Below are 16632 nucleotides of genomic sequence, written 5' to 3'. Positions count from 1 at the left end.
CTTTTAGAACGAGGCGGCTTGAGTGCCCGTTAAACGAGAGAGTAAACCGTGCAACGGCCGTGGCCATGCTTCATGAAGCATGGCCACGGCCGTTCACTTGCCAAAGGATGGGTGCGGTGTTTCGCAGTCATGAGCCGACAAGCGGCCACTGGCTGGCCGACCAAACCATGGGATGAGCATCAAGTTGCGAGAGCTGGAGGCTCGCAGCTGCCCAAGAATACAGGAGAAAAGTCAGTGAACGGAGATCTTGGCTCTATCATCGACATGGCAGAAGCCGCGCACGATGAACGTATTATCAAAAGCGGTCTGAAAAGATTCGCGACCTCTTTTGGTTTTGAGCGTTTCGCTTATCTGCAAACAGAAGGCGCTAAACTCCGCACATTCAACTCCTACCCCGAGAAATGGCAGGATATTTACCTCGGGAGCCAATATTTCCGCATTGACCCAGCCGTCACGGAGGCCAAGCGTCGCATGGAAACGATTTCCTGGACAGCCTGTGACTGGCCAGCGCGTGGAACCTCCGAGCTCAAGCGCTTTCGAGAGCAAGCGATCGAACACGGCATTCGCAGTGGTGTGACGATTCCCGTCAATGGGAGCTACGGTTCCGCGGTGATGCTGACGTTTGCATCCTCGGAGAAGCAGGCTGACATCTCAAGGTTTCAGGACCGGCAAAAAGCAATAGAGGCCGTCATGGCGATCCACTACCGCCTGAAGATCATAGCCGCAGCGACGATTGTGGCACCGAAACGCCTCCTCTCGCCAAGAGAGGCGATGTGCCTCATGTGGGCGGCAAAGGGCAAAAATGTTCCTGAAACCGCAGATGTGACAGGAATCAATCCAAGAACGGTGCAGCACTACCTGGACAACGCGCGCCGAAAGCTTGATGCAGCAACCGTTCCGCAACTTGTCGCGATCGCTAAAGATCACGGTTTGGTTTGATCGTCACTCATCGCACAAAGGGACATCAGGGATATAGCCAAGCGCGTCGATGATTTCCGAAAGCTCTTCCTGCTGAGCTTCGGATTTCTTCTGACGCTCCAAGTACTGGTCTTGCAGGCTCTTGAGTACGGCAGTAGAGACTGACCCGTCGTCAGTCGCGCGCGTCCACTCCTCATAGACAACTTCGTCGGCGGCGAGAAGCCGGCGGTGTTCGAGGATCGCAGAGACCGCCAACGCCTCCAGTTCTGACGTTTGCATCGAACTGTAGAGGGTTCCTTTCTCCTTTCTCTCGTCGTTCGCCTCGGATGGGACAATATCGTTCATCCGCTTCTCCTCTCGCCGGTGAACCCGGCTTCGCGCAATATATTGGCTCATTTCGCTGCGCTGCCGTCCAGACCACGAAGAAAAGCTCGAACCCAAACGGAACTGCCTTGCTCGGTCACCCACAGGTACTCTGTTACCACAACGTTTGTAGAAGATACTCCGTGGTCGAATACTCATCAAGTCGCTGTTCTCTCGAACATGGAGATTCGAGAGGAGAGGTGTTTGCGCGAAACCTGCGAGCAGCCCGGCAGGCCAACGGCCTGTCACAGGAAGAGCTTGCCCATCGCGCGGCTGTCGATCGCACATACATCAGCTCACTTGAGCGCAGCGTTTACAATCCCAGCATCGAAGTCGTGGACCGGTTGGCGACAGTCTTGGGCATGGAAGCGTCAGAATTGCTGAAGCGGTGACCGGACGAACATGTCAAGTCGACCATCGAGCTTGACAGATAGAGTAGCGAACAGGCTTAAAAACCGCGATCTTCCGCACATGAATATACGCAAACCCGTGGGGAGAAATTTCGCTCGTTTCGTCGCAGCAGAGACTTACTTAGAAGGACGTAGAAGCCCGTTCGGGGTTTTAGCCGACAGTATAGCACTGGCCTGGAGCGTCGGCGGCGTAAACCGACAATCCTTACCCTATGAGCTGGCGCAAGCTCTCGGCGTGAACCTCACCGAACTTACATTTGATCCGTGCTCACCGGTTTGGAAAATCCTCGATGCCCTTTGCAATTACATAGTCCACAGAATGGACAGCGGTGCTGCATGTAATTTCTCTCCGAAAGGCGTTACACGGTCATGATCGTGCAAGACCAGTCCTCTGACAAAACGATCGCCAACGGCTTCTTGCAACTGTCGCAATCCCCTAAAATCGTCAGCCTTCACCGTCGCTGATGCCTTGACCTCTATGCCGACGATGCGACCGCGCCGGTCCTCGATTACGACATCGACCTCATCCTTATCCTTCGTCCTATAGTGCGAGAATGACAGACGACGCTCCGACCACGACGCCAATTTCAAAAGCTCGGAAACGACGAAGCTCTCGAGCAATGCTCCAAACCGGGTTCTGTTTTCGCGCAAGACATCGGCTTCTTCCTCCCGCAGGCTCGCCAGCAGTCCTGTATCGAGAAAGTGCAATTTGGGTGTCTTTATCAACCGGCTCAAGCGATTGTTCGACCACGGCGTCAGCGTCCTGACCAGAAAAAGCCGCTCGAGTATGGCGACATATTTCTGAGCGGTCACACTGGACAGCCCCAATGCGGCACCGAAACTGCTGTGGTTCACCAGTTGGCCGGCATGTTCCGCAAGTACATCCAACAATCGCGGAAGCCGATCGAGCTGGTCGATGTTGGCGATGTCTCGAACGTCCCGATCGAGAATCAGCGCGACATAGTCCTCCAACCAGGCAACGCGGCGGGCAGGAGTCGCTCTGCGCAAGACTTCCGGATAGCCACCGCGCAGTACGGTCTCCAGGAGGTCGTCACCAAATACAGTCCCATCACCGGTCTCAGGTTCCTCGCCAGCGAATAGCCGATCCAGCAATCGACCTGGAGTGGAACGGAGTTCGGACTGGGCGAAGGGCAGGAGGGGAACCACGGCCATGCGTCCTGCAAGCGAATCGGCAATCGCAGGGACAGTCGCCAGATTGGCAGAACCCGTGAGCAGAAATCTGCCGGGAGCGTCCTCACGGTCTACGCTTTCCTTGATGGCCAATATCAGTTCGGGAGCGCGCTGAACCTCATCGATTACGGCTCTATTAAGACCCCGGATAAATCCGACCGGATCCGTTTTGGCGGCATTCAGGGCGCCGGCGTCGTCAAGGGTGACATAAGCGCGATCAGAGCCTGAGAACTGGCGGGCGAGAGTGGTCTTTCCAGCTTGCCGCGGGCCCGCTATCAGGACAACACGAGTATCGGCAAGCGCCGTCTCGATTACCGGACGAGCTTTACGACCGATCAGCGGTTTACGAAGCACGGTGTCTACCATGCGTCTATCTTTAGCTGAATCTCCGTCCGTTTTAAAGCAGTCGACCGACCAATTTTAACTGAGAGGCCGTCGGAATTTGTCTTTTCGAAAGAGGATCGGCCGGCGCGGTTGCTCCATATCGTCATTTCAGGCAGCTCTTTACGAAGCCGGCGCCGGTAGAACGTTACATTTTCGAGTCGTGTTTTAGATCGACACTGGCTTGAATGCGCGTAGAACGTGTTAGACCTCGGTTCGCGACGGCAGCATGAGTGTACGGTCGCGATCCGACGATTGATGCAGATTCGGCCACCCGCATGGTTGCGTCTAGTGTGAACGCCGTGACAATCGCGGCGAAATTGAAGGCCCTCTTGGCTCAACAGGAAGGAGAAAAGTCAGTGGACGAAGACTTTCGCTCTCTCATCGACATGGCGGAAGCCGCGCACGATGAACGTATGATCAAGTGCGCAGTCAAGAGCTTCGCGCAGGCATGCGGATTCGAGCGTTTTGCCTATCTGGAAACCGAAGGCGCCGAGGTCCGGACCTTCAATTCCTACCCGAAGGCATGGCAGGGCGTTTATCTCACCAGTCACTACGCTCGCCTCGACCCGGTTGTTACGGAGGCCAAGCGTCGCATGGACATGTTTGCCTGGACGGCCGACGACTGGCCGGATTGCGGATCTTCCGACCTCAGGCGATTTCGCGACCAGGCGGTCGAACACGGCATTTATAGCGGCGTAACGATTCCGGTCGAAGGAAGTTATGGCTCGACGATGATGCTGACCTTGGCGTCATCGGAGCGGAAGGCGGATATTTCGAAACTGCAGGGCGGCCGAAAGGCAATGCAGGCGGTCATGGCCATCCATTACCGCTTGAAGATCATAGGCGCTACGACGCTCGTCGCGCCGAGGCGGATGCTTTCACCAAGGGAGGCCATGTGCCTCATGTGGGCGATAAAGGGAAGGAGCGCGCCGGATACCGCGATGCTAACGGGCATCAATGCCAGGACGGTGCAGCACTATCTGGACAGCGCGCGTCGAAAGTTCGACGCCAAGACTGTTCCCCAGCTTGTCGCGATTGCCAAGGACCGCGGACTGATCTGAGCATCAGTCTTCATCCTCCGGGGCAACATCAGGGACATACCCCAGCGCCTCGACGATTCCAGCGAGCTCTTCCTGCTGGGATTGCCACTTTTTCTGCCGGGCGAAATGTTCGTCCCGCCGGCTTTGAAGAACTGGCTCAAGACGGAGGGATCGAGCGCTGGCGCGAAGTCATTCTTCATCGGCAAGACGCCAATGTCCGAGGATTGCGGAAACGTTATGGATCTCAAGGAGGTCATGGCGATCAACCTCACGCAGGAAGAATTGGCAGACCTATCGGGTTGAGCGTGCGCTATCGGAGCGATTGAGGCCAGCCGCGCTCGTGACAACACCCGGCTGACTTGCGCGCGAGCCAAGCAGATCTCATTTCCAATCGGGGGACATTCCCGGCTGTAGCGCGGGCATCGTCATTTGCCTCCGATCCTCGACAGGTCGATCCGAATCTCGGCCGAACCAAACTTGCTGGCGTCGGGCGTTTCGGCGGTGGCATCTCCTGGGTGGCTGTCGCTGCCGTCGCCCGAAGGCGACACATTTCGCGTCCCGGTGTTCCCACCCGGATCAGGAGCCTGAAACACCCCCACACCCTCGAACTCGCCGGTTTTCCATGCGTAGACAGCATCCTCGAAGATCTGCGGGAAGACGTCGTCGTTCGTCGGATTGCCATACCACTTGCCAACGATCCTGAGGATCTTGGCGAACATCGCCGTGCCCTTGCGCAGGTTCTCGCAAGGCTCGACCAGATCCGGCTTCAGGTCGGCCGGATCCTTGACGCCCACACCAGCCGGAAACTGCGTCAGACCGACGCGGACGACAGCCTTTCCGGCATATTGCCGCACGATAGCGATCGCTTCATCGGCCGACTTGGCCCCCGGCACAAGGATCAGCAGACCGCCCGATCGGACGGTCACGGCAAGTGGGTCGGCCGAGCCCCCCGCCGTGACGAACTGCTCTACGATCGCCGGCTTGAGAGAGGGGTCGGCACAATCTTTGATCAGGGTAGCGTCGAGCATGGGGTCTCCTCGGTATCAGCTGTTGAAAGAAAAAACGAGCGGCTTGCCGAACAGCTTCGCCCACGCCGCGGTGCTGGCGCGCTGGATGGCGACGATGGATGTTCCTCTGGTCCACCAGCCGTTGCCGATCGCAACGATCAAGTCGGGATCGCCGAGCATCGATTGCAGTATCGGCCAGATAATCAGTTGTTCGTAGCAGATCAGCAGCGCGGCGCGGCCGGGGTCGAGAGCCACGACCGGATTTGCAAAGAAATGCGCGTTTGCACCGGCGCTGCCGCCGAAGAGCCGCCTCCAGGGCTGCCACATAGAGCCTGGAACCGGCATCCGTTCCCGGTAGAGAATCTGACTGCCCTCAAAGGAAATCGCAACGATGACATTGTCGTATCCGTCCGCGTCGACGATTGCGGCACCCGCGAGAACCGTCGCATCTTGTCCTGCCAGCGAACGGGTCCAGAGGCGCTCAATTGTCGGCGTCCAAAAGCCCAAAGCGCTCTCGGGAAGGACAATGTATCGAGCACCGTCCGAGGCTCGTTCGGTCACCGTTGCAATCAGATCACGGTGGCGCAGCATGCTGGTGTTCCGTCCGAGCGAAGCACCTAGTTCGAGATCGACGCCCCGCCATGCTTCCGGTAGCTTCGGCTCGGTCCAGAATGCGGCGGACCAGAGCCAAAAGCCTGTGAGGGCAATGGCGACAGCCGGCCATAGGCGGGAAACGAGGCCCGCGAGGCCGGCTGTCGTGACAGCCAGTCCCCAGCATCCCCATGCCGGAAACAGCACGCCGGCGGCCGTGACGGGATGCCCCCAGCCGGTAATGCCGAAAGGGGGAATTGCCATCAGGGCGGCCGCCAGAACATAGCGAGCCGGGCGACGGCCGGTATCCTTCGTCCACAACAGCGCATGCACCGCAACAAAGCTTGCGGAGGCGGCCAACCACAGCAGCAGACCGGGCCAGAGATCGGACGCATAGAAGGCTGCCACGCCTTGCGGCAGGCCGCGTGACGCTGACAGGAAGTATGCGGCAGACACGAGCGTTGCCGTGTGCCTCGTTCGCGCCAGCGACCAGAGGACGGGAAACCCGAGTGCCGCCGGCAGCAGCAGTATGTGGCCGCTCCATGCCACCGTGCCGGCGATGACCGATGCGATTATGAGCAAAGTCGGTCCGAGGCAATCACGGTGCATAGGTCAGCACCTCCTGCGCCAGGCCGAGAATGCTGGAAGTCGGCACTGGCCCGAAGTAGCGGGAGTCGAACGAGCCGGCGAAAGCCGAATGCAGGAAGACCTGTCCGCGCGGCACGACACCGCTTGCGAAGGGCGTCAGCGGTCGACCCTTGCCGTCTTTCTCCGCCAAAGTGGACGTAGGAAGCATGCGCCCGTCGATCGTCACCTCGGCCGCAATTTCGACGCGCTGGCCGCCAACCGCGACGACCGTCTTGATGAGCGGTGCGACACCGCCCGGGCAAAGACCGGAGCGGAGATAGCCCCGCGCTCTCGCCTCCCGGATGCTGGCTGTGTCCGGCGGGCAGATGAACACCAGGTCGCCGACGTCAGCCGGACCGTCGAGCGGAACAATGCGCCAGAGACCGAGCGGCTCGCTCGGCGTCAGATTGATCCGATAGCCGCCCGGGAAGCCCGTCAGTGCGACCAGTGCGATGGCAGCGGCAGAAATCGATAGGGTGATGGCGGATTGCCTTCGCCGCGCGAACGCCCGCGGTCCTGTTCGAGTTGCAGCCGTCATTTGAGCGAGAGCCCCTGGCTCTTCGTTTGCCGCAGTGTTTCCGCCTGCTTCAATGCTTCGGTTGTGCGCTCATGTGCGGAAAGTTGCTGGACCGTCCGCATCGAGTTCCAGGCAGATTGTACTTCCGCCTTCTGCCCCGCCGACATGCCTGATGTCACGGACTGGAACGGCTGACCGTTCGTGTCCTTGGCGGCGAGTGACAGGAAGGTGCGTTCGCCGAAACGTTCCGATACGGCTCTCGCAAATCCTTCGAGTTCCGCTTTCACCATCTTGTCCGAGAGCGCGTATTCGAGGCCTGCCGGAAGATCGTTCCGGTCGATGGCGTCTCGGACGCGCTCGAGCGTCTGCTTTGCCGCCGACGACAGCGCCGGGATGTCGAGGGAGACCTTCAGACGGACGGTGCGCTCCTCAGCTTCATATTTGCGTTCGGCCTCCGTCCGCTGACGCAGATAGCGCTCCAGGTTTCGGGAGAGCGCAGGCGCACTGGTGACGGCCGTTTCTCGGCTCTGCTTGTCGGTGCGGCTGGCAAGGATCCCGGTCCTGCCTTTCAGCGCGCCAAAGCTTTCCGGCTCGGAGCCGATCCTGGCGATGGTGGATATCGCCGCGGCTTCGTCCTTCAGTATCGCATCGACATTGACTGCCTTGAACGCCGCTTGCGGCTCAGCATAAACGAGATGGAAGCGCGACGAGACCTCCTCCCATTGCTTCTTCAAGCCGGGGTCGGCGGCAAGCCGGTCTTCGACACTCTGCTCCAGAGAATTTGGGAACGTGGTAATGCCTGGTACCATCGGTTTCGACTCCTTAATGGTGTGCGATTGAGAGGTCCTGACCGCGGGGGCAGACAGACCAAGCTTGCCGGCGATCGTCGCCAGACGTGCGCCGAGTTCGATGAGCTTCGATTTCTGCCGGATGGTCCAGTCGAGCCGGTCGCGTACGACCGTGCGCGCGACGTTGACGAGGTGAAGGCCACGGGCCTCGGCGAAGCGAAGCGCCTGCCAGTAAAAGCTGCCGTGCACATAATCGAGCGTCGTTTCCTTGGCATTCTTCCGCGACAGGATCGGAATAAGGCCGCCTGCCTTGGCGAAGGATCGACGGCCGTAATAGAGACCAAAGTCGTCGCGGTGACGGGTCATGACGACGTAGCTGAGATGGCGATCGAGCGACAAGGACGCCAGCACCTTCACCCGGTCGACGGTGGCACCCTGGCTTTTGTGGATCGTGGTGGCATAGCCGTGATCGACATGACTGTAGAACCGTTGTTCGACCGTGACCTGGCGGCGGTGTTCGCCTTCTCCGACTTCTGCAACGATACGCCCGGGCGCTGCGTTCACGACCTTCGCCAACATGCCGTTCTTGACACCGAGCGAACCCTCATTCTTCAGGAATACGATTTGGTCTCCAGCGGCGAATTTCCGGTTACCGTCTTCGGTCCGGAAGACAAAACCATCGGCGACGATGCCGCGTTCGACGAGCTTTGCGCGCGCCATTTCGTTGAGGATCCGCACGTCGCGACGCAGATGGGCGAGGATCAGCGAAGATTTGGCTGGATCGTAGTCGCGGTTCCAATCGGCGATCAGCGCCCGCACCGCATCGGCCTTCAGCTCCGATCCGTTGACGTGGCCCTGCGCACGATAGGCCTCGACCGCATTGCGGACATTCCCGCGTGCAAGATCAACGGAAGCGTCGCGCATCCACTGCTGGCGTTGGCGATAGATGGTTTCGAGCTCGGCATAACCGACGCGATCGGCAATGCCGCGGAAGGCCGCACCCGCTTCGATCGGCTGCAACTGTTCCGGATCGCCGATCAGCACGAGTTTGGCGCCGGCGTTGACCGCCGCTTCGACGAATAGCGCCATCTGCCTTGACGAGACCATGCCGGCTTCATCGAGTACGAAGACGGTCCTGTCGTCGAGCTGGTTCCGGCCCTCCTTCCAGCGAAGCTCCCAGGACGACAGCGTGCGGGACAGGATGCCGGCTTCCTTCTCCAGACCCTCAGCGGCTTTGCCGGCAAGGGCGCCACCCACGACGCGGTATCCGGCGGCCTCCCAGGCTTCGCGAGCCGCCTTCATCATCGTCGTCTTGCCGGCACCGGCACGGCCAATCACTGCGGCAATGCGCTCGCCGCCGGCAACGTGCGCGATTGCACTCGTCTGCTCCTCCGAGAGGCGGAAATGGCGCGCGAACGTCGCATCCAACACCGCGTCCCGAACATCGTGGGACGATCGTTGAGACAGCCATAACGCCCGATTAGCTATCTGCGCTTCGAGCCGGATAAGCTCCCGCGTCGTGTACTTGGCCGGCGCTCGGGTTCCGCTCGAAAATTCGATCCGCTCGCGCTCGAGACGGAGCGTTTCTGGGCTCTGCAGGATCCTTGCCATCAGGATCTGGAACAGGCGGGCATCGCCGATATAGCGGTGCAGGACCTTGGCGACGTCGCGTTCGTCGAAGACGCTCTTCTCGCGGGTGATCAGGTCGAGCACGATCTCCGGACGGCGCTGGATGCGGCGGGCGTTTTCGGCTCGACGCTCCTCCTGCAGCTCCAGCCGTTCCAGCGAAATGTCCCGGTCCGCTTCCGCTGACTTCCGTTCGATCGCCTTGGCGCCGACGCCGAGATGAATGGTCGGCGTGAGCTCGATACCCTGCTTTTCGAAGGAACGGCCGTCGACGCTGATGTCGAGACCGGCGAGCGCGAGATGCTTGTTCTGGCAGGCGAACCAGCCGTCGCGAAAGGCGTTGAAGTCGTCGGCGCTGCCGGCCCAAAGCTCGTAGACAATCTTGCCGGCGTCGTTGCGGATCGGATTGCCGTCCGGCCCGACTACGGGCAGCTTCTTGGCGCCGAATCCATTTTCGGTCAGTGGCCTGAGCGTCGTCATCAGATGCACATGTGGATTGTCGGGCGCGTCGTGGTAGACCCAGTCGGCAACCATGCCGTTCGAGGTGATGTGCCGCTCGACGAAATCCCGCATCAGCGCGATGCTCTGCTCGGTCGAAAGTTCAACCGGCAGGGCGATGGTGATGTCCTTGGCAAGCTGCGCGTCGGAGCGTTTCTCGAAAACCTCGACCTTGTTCCAGAACGCTTCGGAAGCGCCAGAGACCGAGTGATCGGCAATCATCGCCCCGAGCCATTGCGGCGCATCGCCCGGGATGACGAACTCCTCGTGCAGCAAGCCCCGCTTGGCGCGATAGTCGATGGTCCGCGCCTCCCGCTCGTACTCCATCTTCGCGCAATGCCGGTACGCCGCCGACAGGACGGCGCTGCGGCCGGAGCCGCGGGCTACGATGCTGACGGAGAAATGAGGGACGGCCACGGCGGAATTCTTTCCCGGTTGTGAGCGAAATCGGCTCGACCGCGAGATCGGCCCCGCCAGGCGCTCTCAAGAAGAACGTCGCGCCAGCGACGTATAATTGCGCCCTTGGATGCCGCTCTCATCGAGCGGCCGGGATCATTCACCAAAGCATCGCCCTTGGCGATTGTAGGATTCACAGTAGTGCGTTCCGCACTTACCTCCGCAAGATTGGGTCCGAAAGACAAACTTTCGCACCCAAAGGAGACGGTCGGAATGAAGAAACCCTCCTCGAAGATCCGCAACGAAATCGCCAGGCTCCAGGAGCAGCTCAAGCTGGCCGAGACCCGCGAGGCCGAGCGCATCGGCCGGATCGCACTGAAGGCCGGGCTTGGCGAGATCGAAGTCGAGGAGGCGGAGCTCCAGGCGGCGTTCGAGGATCTGGCGAAGCAGTTTCGCGGAGGCGAGGCCCCATCGACCGGAGGGAAAAGGGGAGGCGGCGACGGCGAGAGCGCCCCGCCCGCCACGCAGGACGCGTCTGGCGCGACTCCGGGCCGGACTGGTGAGGCTTGACCGGATGCGAAGAACCACGACATCCGGCGCCCGCAAGAAGGACACGCGGGAGAAGATCGAGCTCGGCGGCCTGATCGTCAAGGCGGGGATGCGCTATGAGAAGCGGGCGCTGCTACTCGGGCTCCTCATCGATGCAAGCCGGCGGCTGAAGGGAGACGAGCACGAGCGCTCGCGGCTCAGCGCGATCGGTGCAGAGGCTTTTGGTGAGACCGATGACTAGGGTCATGCTGTTCCTCGCGCCCTGCGCTCTGATGCTTCTTGTCATCATCGGTATGGCGGGGACCGAAAACTGGCTGCCCGCTTTCGGAAAATCGGAGGCCGCGCAGCAGACACTCGGCCGCGCCGGCATCGCTCTGCCCTATCTCGTCGCGGCACTACTCGGCATCGTCTTCCTGTTCGCCAGCGCCGGCTCGGCGAGGATCAGAACGGCAGGATGGGGCGTCCTCGCCGGAGCGACAGCGACGATCCTGATCGCTGCAATGCGCGAATTCGTCAGGTTGTCTGCATTCGCTGCACAAGTTCCGCGGGGAAAGTCCATCTTCTCCTATGTCGATCCGGCGACGACGATCGGGGCCGGTGCCGCGCTGATGTCGGCGCTCTTCGGCTTGCGGGTGGTGATCGCCGGCAACGCGGCCTTCGCCAAAGCCGAACCGAAGCGTATCTATGGAAAGCGGGCACTGTACGGCGAGGCTGAGTGGATGAAACTACCGGAAGCGGAAAAGGTGTTTCCGGAGAGTGGCGGCATCGTGATCGGCGAGCGTTACTGCGTCGACAAGGATAGCGTGGCGGCACAGTCGTTTCGCGCCGACAGCGCCGAGACGTGGGGCGCCGGCGGCAAGGCGCCGCTTCTATGTTTCGACGGCTCGTTCGGCCCGTCGCACGGCATCGTCTTCGCAGGCTCCGGCGGCTTCAAGACGACGTCTGTCACGATCCCGACCGCGCTCAAATGGGGCGGCGCCCTTGTCCTTCTCGATCCTTCGAACGAGGTCGCGCCTATGGTCTCAAAACACAGAGGCGGTGCCAACCGCGACGTCTTCGTCCTCGACCCGAAGAACTCGGAAATCGGCTTCAACGCGATCGACTGGATCGGGCGTTTCGGCGGAACCAAGGAGGAGGATATTGCTTCCGTTGCCTCGTGGATCATGAGCGACAGCGGCGGCGCGCGTGGCGTGCGCGACGACTTCTTCCGCGCCTCGGCTCTGCAGTTGCTGACAGCACTCATCGCCGACGTTTGCCTCTCCGGTCACACCAGGGAGCCGGAGCAGACGCTGCGCCAGGTGCGCAAGAATCTCTCCGAGCCGGAACCCAAGCTGCGCGAACGCCTCCAGTCGATCTACCACAATTCGAACTCGGACTTCGTGAAGGAAAACGTTGCGGCCTTCGTGAACATGACCCCCGAAACCTTCTCGGGCGTCTACGCCAATGCGGTGAAGGAAACGCACTGGCTTTCCTACCCGAACTACGCCGCACTGGTTTCTGGAACGACGTTCACGACAAGCGATATTGCTGAAGGAAACACAGACGTCTTCATCAACGTCGATCTGAAGACGTTGGAAACACATGCCGGCCTGGCACGCGTCATCATCGGCTCGTTCCTGAACGCAATCTACAACCGCAATGGCGAGATGGAGGGCAGGGCGCTCTTCCTCCTCGACGAGGTGGCGCGCCTCGGTTACATGCGGATCCTCGAGACAGCCCGAGATGCCGGTCGCAAATACGGGATCATGCTCACCATGATCTACCAGTCGATCGGACAGATGCGCGAGACCTATGGAGGGCGGGACGCCGCCAGCAAGTGGTTCGAGAGCGCGAGCTGGATTTCCTTCGCCGCGATCAACGATCCGGAAACGGCCGATTATATTTCCCGACGCTGCGGCATGACCACGGTCGAGATCGATCAGGTCAGCCGCAGTTTCCAGTCCAAGGGTTCTTCCCGCACACGCTCGAAGCAGTTGGCCGCGCGACCATTGATCCAGCCACATGAAGTTCTTCGTATGCGGGCTGACGAGCAGATCGTGTTCACGGCCGGAAATGCACCGCTCAGATGCGGGCGCGCGATCTGGTTTCGGCGTGAGGACATGAAGGCGTGCGTAAAGCCAAATGTGTTCTTCCGGGCCAGCGCTGAGAAGCGGTGAAGTCTTACGTCGCGTCCGCGGGAGCTTCCTGCAGCAGCCCGTCATAGACTTCGAGCAGCGCATTTGTGATCGCCTGGCCCAAAGCGTTGCCGGCAGCGCGGACATCATCCTCCGTGCCGTCACGTGCCGCCTTCGCAAGGTCGAAGCCTTGCTCGCCGACAATTTGCTTGGCAACTTCAATCGCCCAGAGCCCAAAGTCGCCACGGTTTCCGATTTGGACCGTCTCTTCCATCATGACCTTCGAATGTCTTTCATGCGCCATTACATCCTTGCGGGGATAAATGCCAGTGCATAAGCCTTGCCGCAGGGCTGAATACAGCCTCGTGCCGCTGTTTCAAGGAGTCCCGGAACGCGTGTGGGGTGGCGCCAGCTGCCGGAAAGATCCGTTGCCGGTCAGCAAGCTGTGGAAAATGAATATGATTGTCTGGATCGCACACCCGCCGAGCCGTGACAATGGATGGATCCGGTGGAAATGTTTCCGCGGACATAATGAGGGCTCAATCATGACCACCACCACTGAAATCGCCGACAAGATCGCCACCGACTACGGTCTGACGAAGGCGCAGAGCAAGACCATAGTCGAGGCTGTTTTCGCGGCTGTTGCTGCTGCAGCAACGTCGGGCGCCGAGACTTCAATTCCCCAGTTTGGGAAGTTCAAGGTCAAGGAAACGCCGGAGCGCGATGCGCGTAATCCCGCAACCGGCGCGACGATCAAGGTGGCTGCCGCCAAGAAGTTGACCTTTCAGCCGGCAAAGGCGCTCAAGGACGCGATGAACAAGTAATCCGCGCCTGTGAGGGTAACGGCACGGCTCTATAAAAAACCGGGTCGTCTCCGGAGCGCGAGGAGGCGGCCGACATCGGTCGGGAATCGTTACCAACCAGAGTATTTGGTAAGGGTCTCACCTCAGGCCTGGCGAACGTCTTTAAGGCCGCCGAGGAAGCTTGTGAGCGACCTGGGGTCAGTTGTTGTGATCACTGATCCGACCGCCGCGATCGAAAGAGCATACAATGGCTTTGACATTTGCAGGCGTTGTTCTCGACCTGGACGGGCTGCTTTTGGACACCGAGCGCCTGCAGGCGCAAACAGGTCCCGAGGTCCTGCGCGAATTCGGCTACGCTGTTGAGCAGGGTTTCTTTCATCGGCTTGTCGGGCTTGACCATGATGAAGCCACCCGCCTTATCAATCATGAGCTCGGTGCGAATCTCGACAGCGTTGCGTTGGAGGAGGCGTGGAACGGGATCATCGATCGCCACATGCAGGACGAGATGCCGCTTCGACCAGGCGTTCACAGATTCTTCGATGCCCTCGACGCCCATGGCCTTCCTCGCTCGATTGCGACGAACAGTGTGACGGCGAAAGCGGAGTGGAAGCTCAGGCGAGCGGGCCTCTTCGATCGGGTCAATGCGGTGGTTGGGGTCGATCAGGTCAGCCGAGGAAAGCCGGCGCCCCATGTATATATCGAGGGCGCCCGCCGGCTGGGCCTTTCCCCCGAGCATTGTGTCGCGCTTGATGACAGTGATCTTGGCGTACGCTCAGCAATCGCCGCGGGAATATCGACGGTCATCCAGGTGCCTGACATGACGCCGAGCCGGGAACGGCTCGCTCACCATCAGGTCGAGTCTCTTGATGATGCGCTGTGTCTCCTGGGACTCGGCGATAAACCAGGCGATTCTGCAACGGGACGTCATGGGAAGTGACTTCACGACCGGCCAGACGATTCGCATAGATGGCGGCCAGAACTTGATCTAGGCGCCACTGTTCAGGCACCAACACATCACCGTTATGAATCGATCACTGGCGACCGATTCATAAGTGTCGTTGGACGCTGCCGGGAAAATCTCCGATTCTGTCGGTATGATCGCGCAGCCCTATCAGCTCTACGTCGAACGTACGGACACCTCGAAGAACATGGCCCGTTATTATGCCATGTCGATTGAGCCGACTTTGTTCGGCGATGCCTGTTTGACGCGGCGGTGGGGGCGCATCGGTGCCTCGGGTCAGCAAATGATCCATCATTTCGACCGGGAAGAAGATGCGGTGCAGCTGTTTCTCCATCTACTCAGGCAGAAACGAAAGCGCGGTTATCGTCCGCCGACGTTGGTGACCACATGAAAAAGGGCCCGCCGAAGCGGGCTCACGCCTCATCGGCGCCGATTCCGGTCGGTTTCGAATGAAGCCTCGATTTCCACGAAGAATGGGATCTTGATCGCGAGCTTTCCCTTGCTGAAGAAATGACAGAGCACTCGGCTGAGGGCGCGGAGCCCATGCGCGGTTGCGCCGAGGAATTGAGCGAGCTGTCGCATAACGAATCTCCTTTCGAATTGCGGTCATCGCGAGGATAGTTGTCGGACCGGAAAGGAGGGACGCACCTTCGTGGCCGGAACGGGAGTGGAGGACCTGCGGGCGACGGGATTTTGGAGCGAGAGGTGCCGTTCAAACGGCGGGAGAAAATTCAGGCGGCGGCAGGTTGCGTCGTGACGAACAGGCTGCAACGTCCCCGATGCAGATGACGGCCAGTCGAAGGGAGAAAGGCAGCAGTCGCCGTGTCGCCTCTATCGTGCACGCATTTGGCGCCTGTTGGCGGTATGCCGCCTCAGAAAGGCGGCTCAGCCTCGATCCCGCCCGCCTGTTCGGCCAGCGTCACGATCAGTTCGGCCTCGGCGAGTTGGAGCTCGGCCTCGATCTGCCGACGCTCGGTGGGATCGCAAACAGTCTTCAGTTCGCGGCGCAGCTCTTCGATGTGCTGTTCGATCGTCATCATCATCTCCTTGACGTTTGAGAAAGATGGCAACCGACGGCGAGAGGAGATGACGGGATCAGGGAGCGCGCAAGCGACCGCCAGCGGCGGCGAGTGGGGGAGCCGATTTCGTGGGGACGTCGTTCACGGCGTTGGCGCGAAATTGGGGGTACCACGAAGTCCTTGAAGCCGGCATTTCCTCCCGGCACCATCCTCGGATCTGAGCAGACCTCCTGTCCCGTGTGGCACCAGAAAAGCCGGACCGGGCTCGATGCCCCGTCCGGCTTTGTCGACACGGCCGTTGGCCCCGCCTTGCGGCGGGGCCTCGTCCGGATCTCAGTCCCGGTTGGGACGGGACCAGATCAGCTGGTAGCCGTCCTCGCCTTCGACCTCGGCGAGCGTTGCGTATATCGGCGCGGGGAAGCTCGGGTCATCGAGCTTGACCGAGAGGTAGTCGCGGTCGGTCTCAGCCGAGCGTTTTTGCCAGGCCGCGCCCAGCTCCACATTGCCTGCGTAGATGCGGAAGTGCGGGCCCTTGTCGGAGGGGTTTTCGACGCGGGCAATGCGAGCCTTGACGTTGAGGGCGAGCGTGCGGATCGAGCCGCTGAAGCCGGTTTCGGTGGTGGTGAACGTGCCGATGGTTGCCATTGTCATGTTCCTTTCGTTGTATCGGGCCGCGCCCACCGCGGCCTCGATGGCTGTCGCAGGGATCGGGGACGATCGGACCGCACCCGAAGGGCCGAAACAGCGTAAAGGGCGGCCGGGAGAAGCTTTGTTGCTCCGCGAGGAATGAGCGCCTGAGCGCTCAGGGGAAGAAAGTTTTCGACGGCGGT

The 16632-nt window shown here is 60.4% G+C and carries 19 protein-coding genes and 1 pseudogene; 10 read left to right on the top strand and 10 right to left on the bottom strand.

The genetic code is table 11. The features are described 5' to 3' along the window. The first annotated feature begins 234 nt into the window (after positions 1-234). Positions 235-939, top strand: a complete 705-nt coding sequence (locus FKV68_RS24120) for an autoinducer binding domain-containing protein (RefSeq protein WP_180942119.1) — start codon at positions 235-237, stop codon at positions 937-939. Between the two features lie 3 nt (positions 940-942). On the opposite strand, the gene FKV68_RS24115 is transcribed toward FKV68_RS24120, so the two are convergent. Continuing rightward, the gene (locus FKV68_RS24115; protein WP_180942118.1) at positions 943-1263 is read right to left on the bottom strand and encodes a transcriptional repressor TraM; all 321 of its coding nucleotides are present in this window, start codon (positions 1261-1263) and stop codon (positions 943-945) included. A gap of 161 nt (positions 1264-1424) precedes the next feature. Here FKV68_RS24115 and FKV68_RS24110 point away from each other — a divergent pair, with 161 nt between their 5' ends. Beyond that, on the top strand, positions 1425-1673 hold the full coding sequence (locus FKV68_RS24110; RefSeq protein ID WP_180942117.1) for a helix-turn-helix domain-containing protein: 249 nt from the start codon (positions 1425-1427) through the stop codon (positions 1671-1673). A 321-nt stretch (positions 1674-1994) separates the two neighbouring features. On the opposite strand, the gene FKV68_RS24105 is transcribed toward FKV68_RS24110, so the two are convergent. Then, on the bottom strand, positions 1995-3248 hold the full coding sequence (locus FKV68_RS24105; protein ID WP_180942116.1) for an ATP-binding protein: 1254 nt from the start codon (positions 3246-3248) through the stop codon (positions 1995-1997). A gap of 374 nt (positions 3249-3622) precedes the next feature. Between FKV68_RS24105 and FKV68_RS24100 the strand changes: the two genes are divergently transcribed. Beyond that, on the top strand, positions 3623-4327 hold the full coding sequence (locus FKV68_RS24100; protein ID WP_180942115.1) for an autoinducer binding domain-containing protein: 705 nt from the start codon (positions 3623-3625) through the stop codon (positions 4325-4327). Positions 4328-4330: 3 nt separating this feature from the next. On the opposite strand, the pseudogene FKV68_RS33875 reads toward FKV68_RS24100, so the two are convergent. Continuing rightward, positions 4331-4432: pseudogene (locus FKV68_RS33875) on the bottom strand (transcriptional repressor TraM); the annotation flags it as partial. Here FKV68_RS33875 and FKV68_RS24090 point away from each other — a divergent pair. After that, on the top strand, positions 4409-4609 hold the full coding sequence (locus FKV68_RS24090; RefSeq protein ID WP_180942114.1) for a hypothetical protein: 201 nt from the start codon (positions 4409-4411) through the stop codon (positions 4607-4609). The pseudogene FKV68_RS33875 and the gene FKV68_RS24090 sit on opposite strands and share 24 nt — an antisense overlap. 122 nt (positions 4610-4731) lie before the next feature. Here the strand turns inward: FKV68_RS24090 and FKV68_RS24085 are convergent, their stop codons facing one another. The 4 genes from FKV68_RS24085 to traA are packed head-to-tail and all read right to left on the bottom strand — an operon-like array spanning position 4732 to position 10377. Then, positions 4732-5334, bottom strand: coding sequence for a TraH family protein (locus FKV68_RS24085; RefSeq protein ID WP_180942113.1), 603 nt, complete (start codon positions 5332-5334; stop codon positions 4732-4734). 15 nt (positions 5335-5349) lie between these two features. After that, the gene (locus FKV68_RS24080) at positions 5350-6513 is read right to left on the bottom strand and encodes a conjugal transfer protein TraB (protein WP_180942112.1); all 1164 of its coding nucleotides are present in this window, start codon (positions 6511-6513) and stop codon (positions 5350-5352) included. Further along, positions 6503-7069: a conjugative transfer signal peptidase TraF gene (gene traF / locus FKV68_RS24075; protein ID WP_180942111.1), complete on the bottom strand. Its 567-nt coding sequence runs from the start codon at positions 7067-7069 to the stop codon at positions 6503-6505. Before traF ends, FKV68_RS24080 begins: the two co-directional genes overlap by 11 nt. Then, a complete protein-coding gene (gene traA / locus FKV68_RS24070) occupies positions 7066-10377 on the bottom strand; it encodes a Ti-type conjugative transfer relaxase TraA (RefSeq protein ID WP_180942110.1) in 3312 nt (1103 codons plus the stop codon). Before traA ends, traF begins: the two co-directional genes overlap by 4 nt. Positions 10378-10629: 252 nt before the next feature. Between traA and traC the strand changes: the two genes are divergently transcribed. Genes traC through traG form a run of 3 tightly spaced genes read left to right on the top strand, consistent with a single transcriptional unit; the run spans position 10630 to position 13061 of the window. Next, positions 10630-10926, top strand: a complete 297-nt coding sequence (gene traC / locus FKV68_RS24065) for a conjugal transfer protein TraC (protein WP_180942109.1) — start codon at positions 10630-10632, stop codon at positions 10924-10926. 4 nt (positions 10927-10930) lie between these two features. Further along, positions 10931-11146, top strand: a complete 216-nt coding sequence (gene traD / locus FKV68_RS24060) for a type IV conjugative transfer system coupling protein TraD (RefSeq protein WP_180942108.1) — start codon at positions 10931-10933, stop codon at positions 11144-11146. Next, positions 11139-13061: a Ti-type conjugative transfer system protein TraG gene (gene traG / locus FKV68_RS24055; protein WP_180942107.1), complete on the top strand. Its 1923-nt coding sequence runs from the start codon at positions 11139-11141 to the stop codon at positions 13059-13061. The genes traD and traG overlap by 8 nt, the downstream gene beginning before the upstream one ends. A 4-nt stretch (positions 13062-13065) precedes the next feature. On the opposite strand, the gene FKV68_RS24050 is transcribed toward traG, so the two are convergent. Then, positions 13066-13293, bottom strand: a complete 228-nt coding sequence (locus FKV68_RS24050; RefSeq protein ID WP_180942106.1) for a hypothetical protein — start codon at positions 13291-13293, stop codon at positions 13066-13068. A 271-nt stretch (positions 13294-13564) separates the two neighbouring features. On the opposite strand from FKV68_RS24050, the gene FKV68_RS24045 reads away from it, so the two are divergent. The 3 genes from FKV68_RS24045 to FKV68_RS24035 all read left to right on the top strand — a co-directional run bounded on the left by FKV68_RS24045 (position 13565) and on the right by FKV68_RS24035 (position 15174). Further along, positions 13565-13843 (top strand): HU family DNA-binding protein, encoded by a 279-nt coding sequence (locus FKV68_RS24045; protein WP_180942323.1) that lies wholly within the window; start codon positions 13565-13567, stop codon positions 13841-13843. 226 nt (positions 13844-14069) lie between these two features. After that, positions 14070-14759 carry an HAD family hydrolase gene (locus FKV68_RS24040; RefSeq protein WP_180942105.1) on the top strand — a complete coding sequence of 230 codons (690 nt, stop codon included), beginning with the start codon at positions 14070-14072 and terminating at the stop codon, positions 14757-14759. Between the two features lie 121 nt (positions 14760-14880). Beyond that, positions 14881-15174, top strand: a complete 294-nt coding sequence (locus FKV68_RS24035; protein ID WP_245181588.1) for a WGR domain-containing protein — start codon at positions 14881-14883, stop codon at positions 15172-15174. Positions 15175-15655: 481 nt separating this feature from the next. On the opposite strand, the gene FKV68_RS24030 is transcribed toward FKV68_RS24035, so the two are convergent. Both FKV68_RS24030 and FKV68_RS24025 read right to left on the bottom strand, forming a co-directional pair. After that, positions 15656-15820 carry a hypothetical protein gene (locus tag FKV68_RS24030; RefSeq protein ID WP_180942104.1) on the bottom strand — a complete coding sequence of 55 codons (165 nt, stop codon included), beginning with the start codon at positions 15818-15820 and terminating at the stop codon, positions 15656-15658. 315 nt (positions 15821-16135) lie between these two features. Beyond that, positions 16136-16447 carry a DUF736 domain-containing protein gene (locus tag FKV68_RS24025; RefSeq protein ID WP_180942103.1) on the bottom strand — a complete coding sequence of 104 codons (312 nt, stop codon included), beginning with the start codon at positions 16445-16447 and terminating at the stop codon, positions 16136-16138. Positions 16448-16632: the final 185 nt, after the last annotated feature.

The organism is Sinorhizobium mexicanum (assembly GCF_013488225.1).
Classification (GTDB): domain Bacteria; phylum Pseudomonadota; class Alphaproteobacteria; order Rhizobiales; family Rhizobiaceae; genus Sinorhizobium; species Sinorhizobium mexicanum.
The sequence above is the reverse complement of the archived record's forward strand: the minus strand, read 5'-3'. Positions and strand labels throughout refer to the sequence as shown.

What these genes read in the sequence shown, in the direction of transcription:
- FKV68_RS24115 (WP_180942118.1), bottom strand. Translation starts at nt 1,263, where the DNA reads ATGAACGATATTGTCCCATCCGAGGCGAACGACGAGAGAAAGGAGAAA.
- FKV68_RS24105 (WP_180942116.1), bottom strand. Translation starts at nt 3,248, where the DNA reads ATGGTAGACACCGTGCTTCGTAAACCGCTGATCGGTCGTAAAGCTCGT.
- FKV68_RS24085 (WP_180942113.1), bottom strand. Translation starts at nt 5,334, where the DNA reads ATGCTCGACGCTACCCTGATCAAAGATTGTGCCGACCCCTCTCTCAAG.
- FKV68_RS24080 (WP_180942112.1), bottom strand. Translation starts at nt 6,513, where the DNA reads ATGCACCGTGATTGCCTCGGACCGACTTTGCTCATAATCGCATCGGTC.
- traF (WP_180942111.1), bottom strand. Translation starts at nt 7,069, where the DNA reads ATGACGGCTGCAACTCGAACAGGACCGCGGGCGTTCGCGCGGCGAAGG.
- traC (WP_180942109.1), top strand. Translation starts at nt 10,630, where the DNA reads ATGAAGAAACCCTCCTCGAAGATCCGCAACGAAATCGCCAGGCTCCAG.
- traD (WP_180942108.1), top strand. Translation starts at nt 10,931, where the DNA reads ATGCGAAGAACCACGACATCCGGCGCCCGCAAGAAGGACACGCGGGAG.
- traG (WP_180942107.1), top strand. Translation starts at nt 11,139, where the DNA reads ATGACTAGGGTCATGCTGTTCCTCGCGCCCTGCGCTCTGATGCTTCTT.
- FKV68_RS24050 (WP_180942106.1), bottom strand. Translation starts at nt 13,293, where the DNA reads ATGGAAGAGACGGTCCAAATCGGAAACCGTGGCGACTTTGGGCTCTGG.
- FKV68_RS24045 (WP_180942323.1), top strand. Translation starts at nt 13,565, where the DNA reads ATGACCACCACCACTGAAATCGCCGACAAGATCGCCACCGACTACGGT.
- FKV68_RS24040 (WP_180942105.1), top strand. Translation starts at nt 14,070, where the DNA reads ATGGCTTTGACATTTGCAGGCGTTGTTCTCGACCTGGACGGGCTGCTT.
- FKV68_RS24030 (WP_180942104.1), bottom strand. Translation starts at nt 15,820, where the DNA reads ATGACGATCGAACAGCACATCGAAGAGCTGCGCCGCGAACTGAAGACT.
- FKV68_RS24025 (WP_180942103.1), bottom strand. Translation starts at nt 16,447, where the DNA reads ATGGCAACCATCGGCACGTTCACCACCACCGAAACCGGCTTCAGCGGC.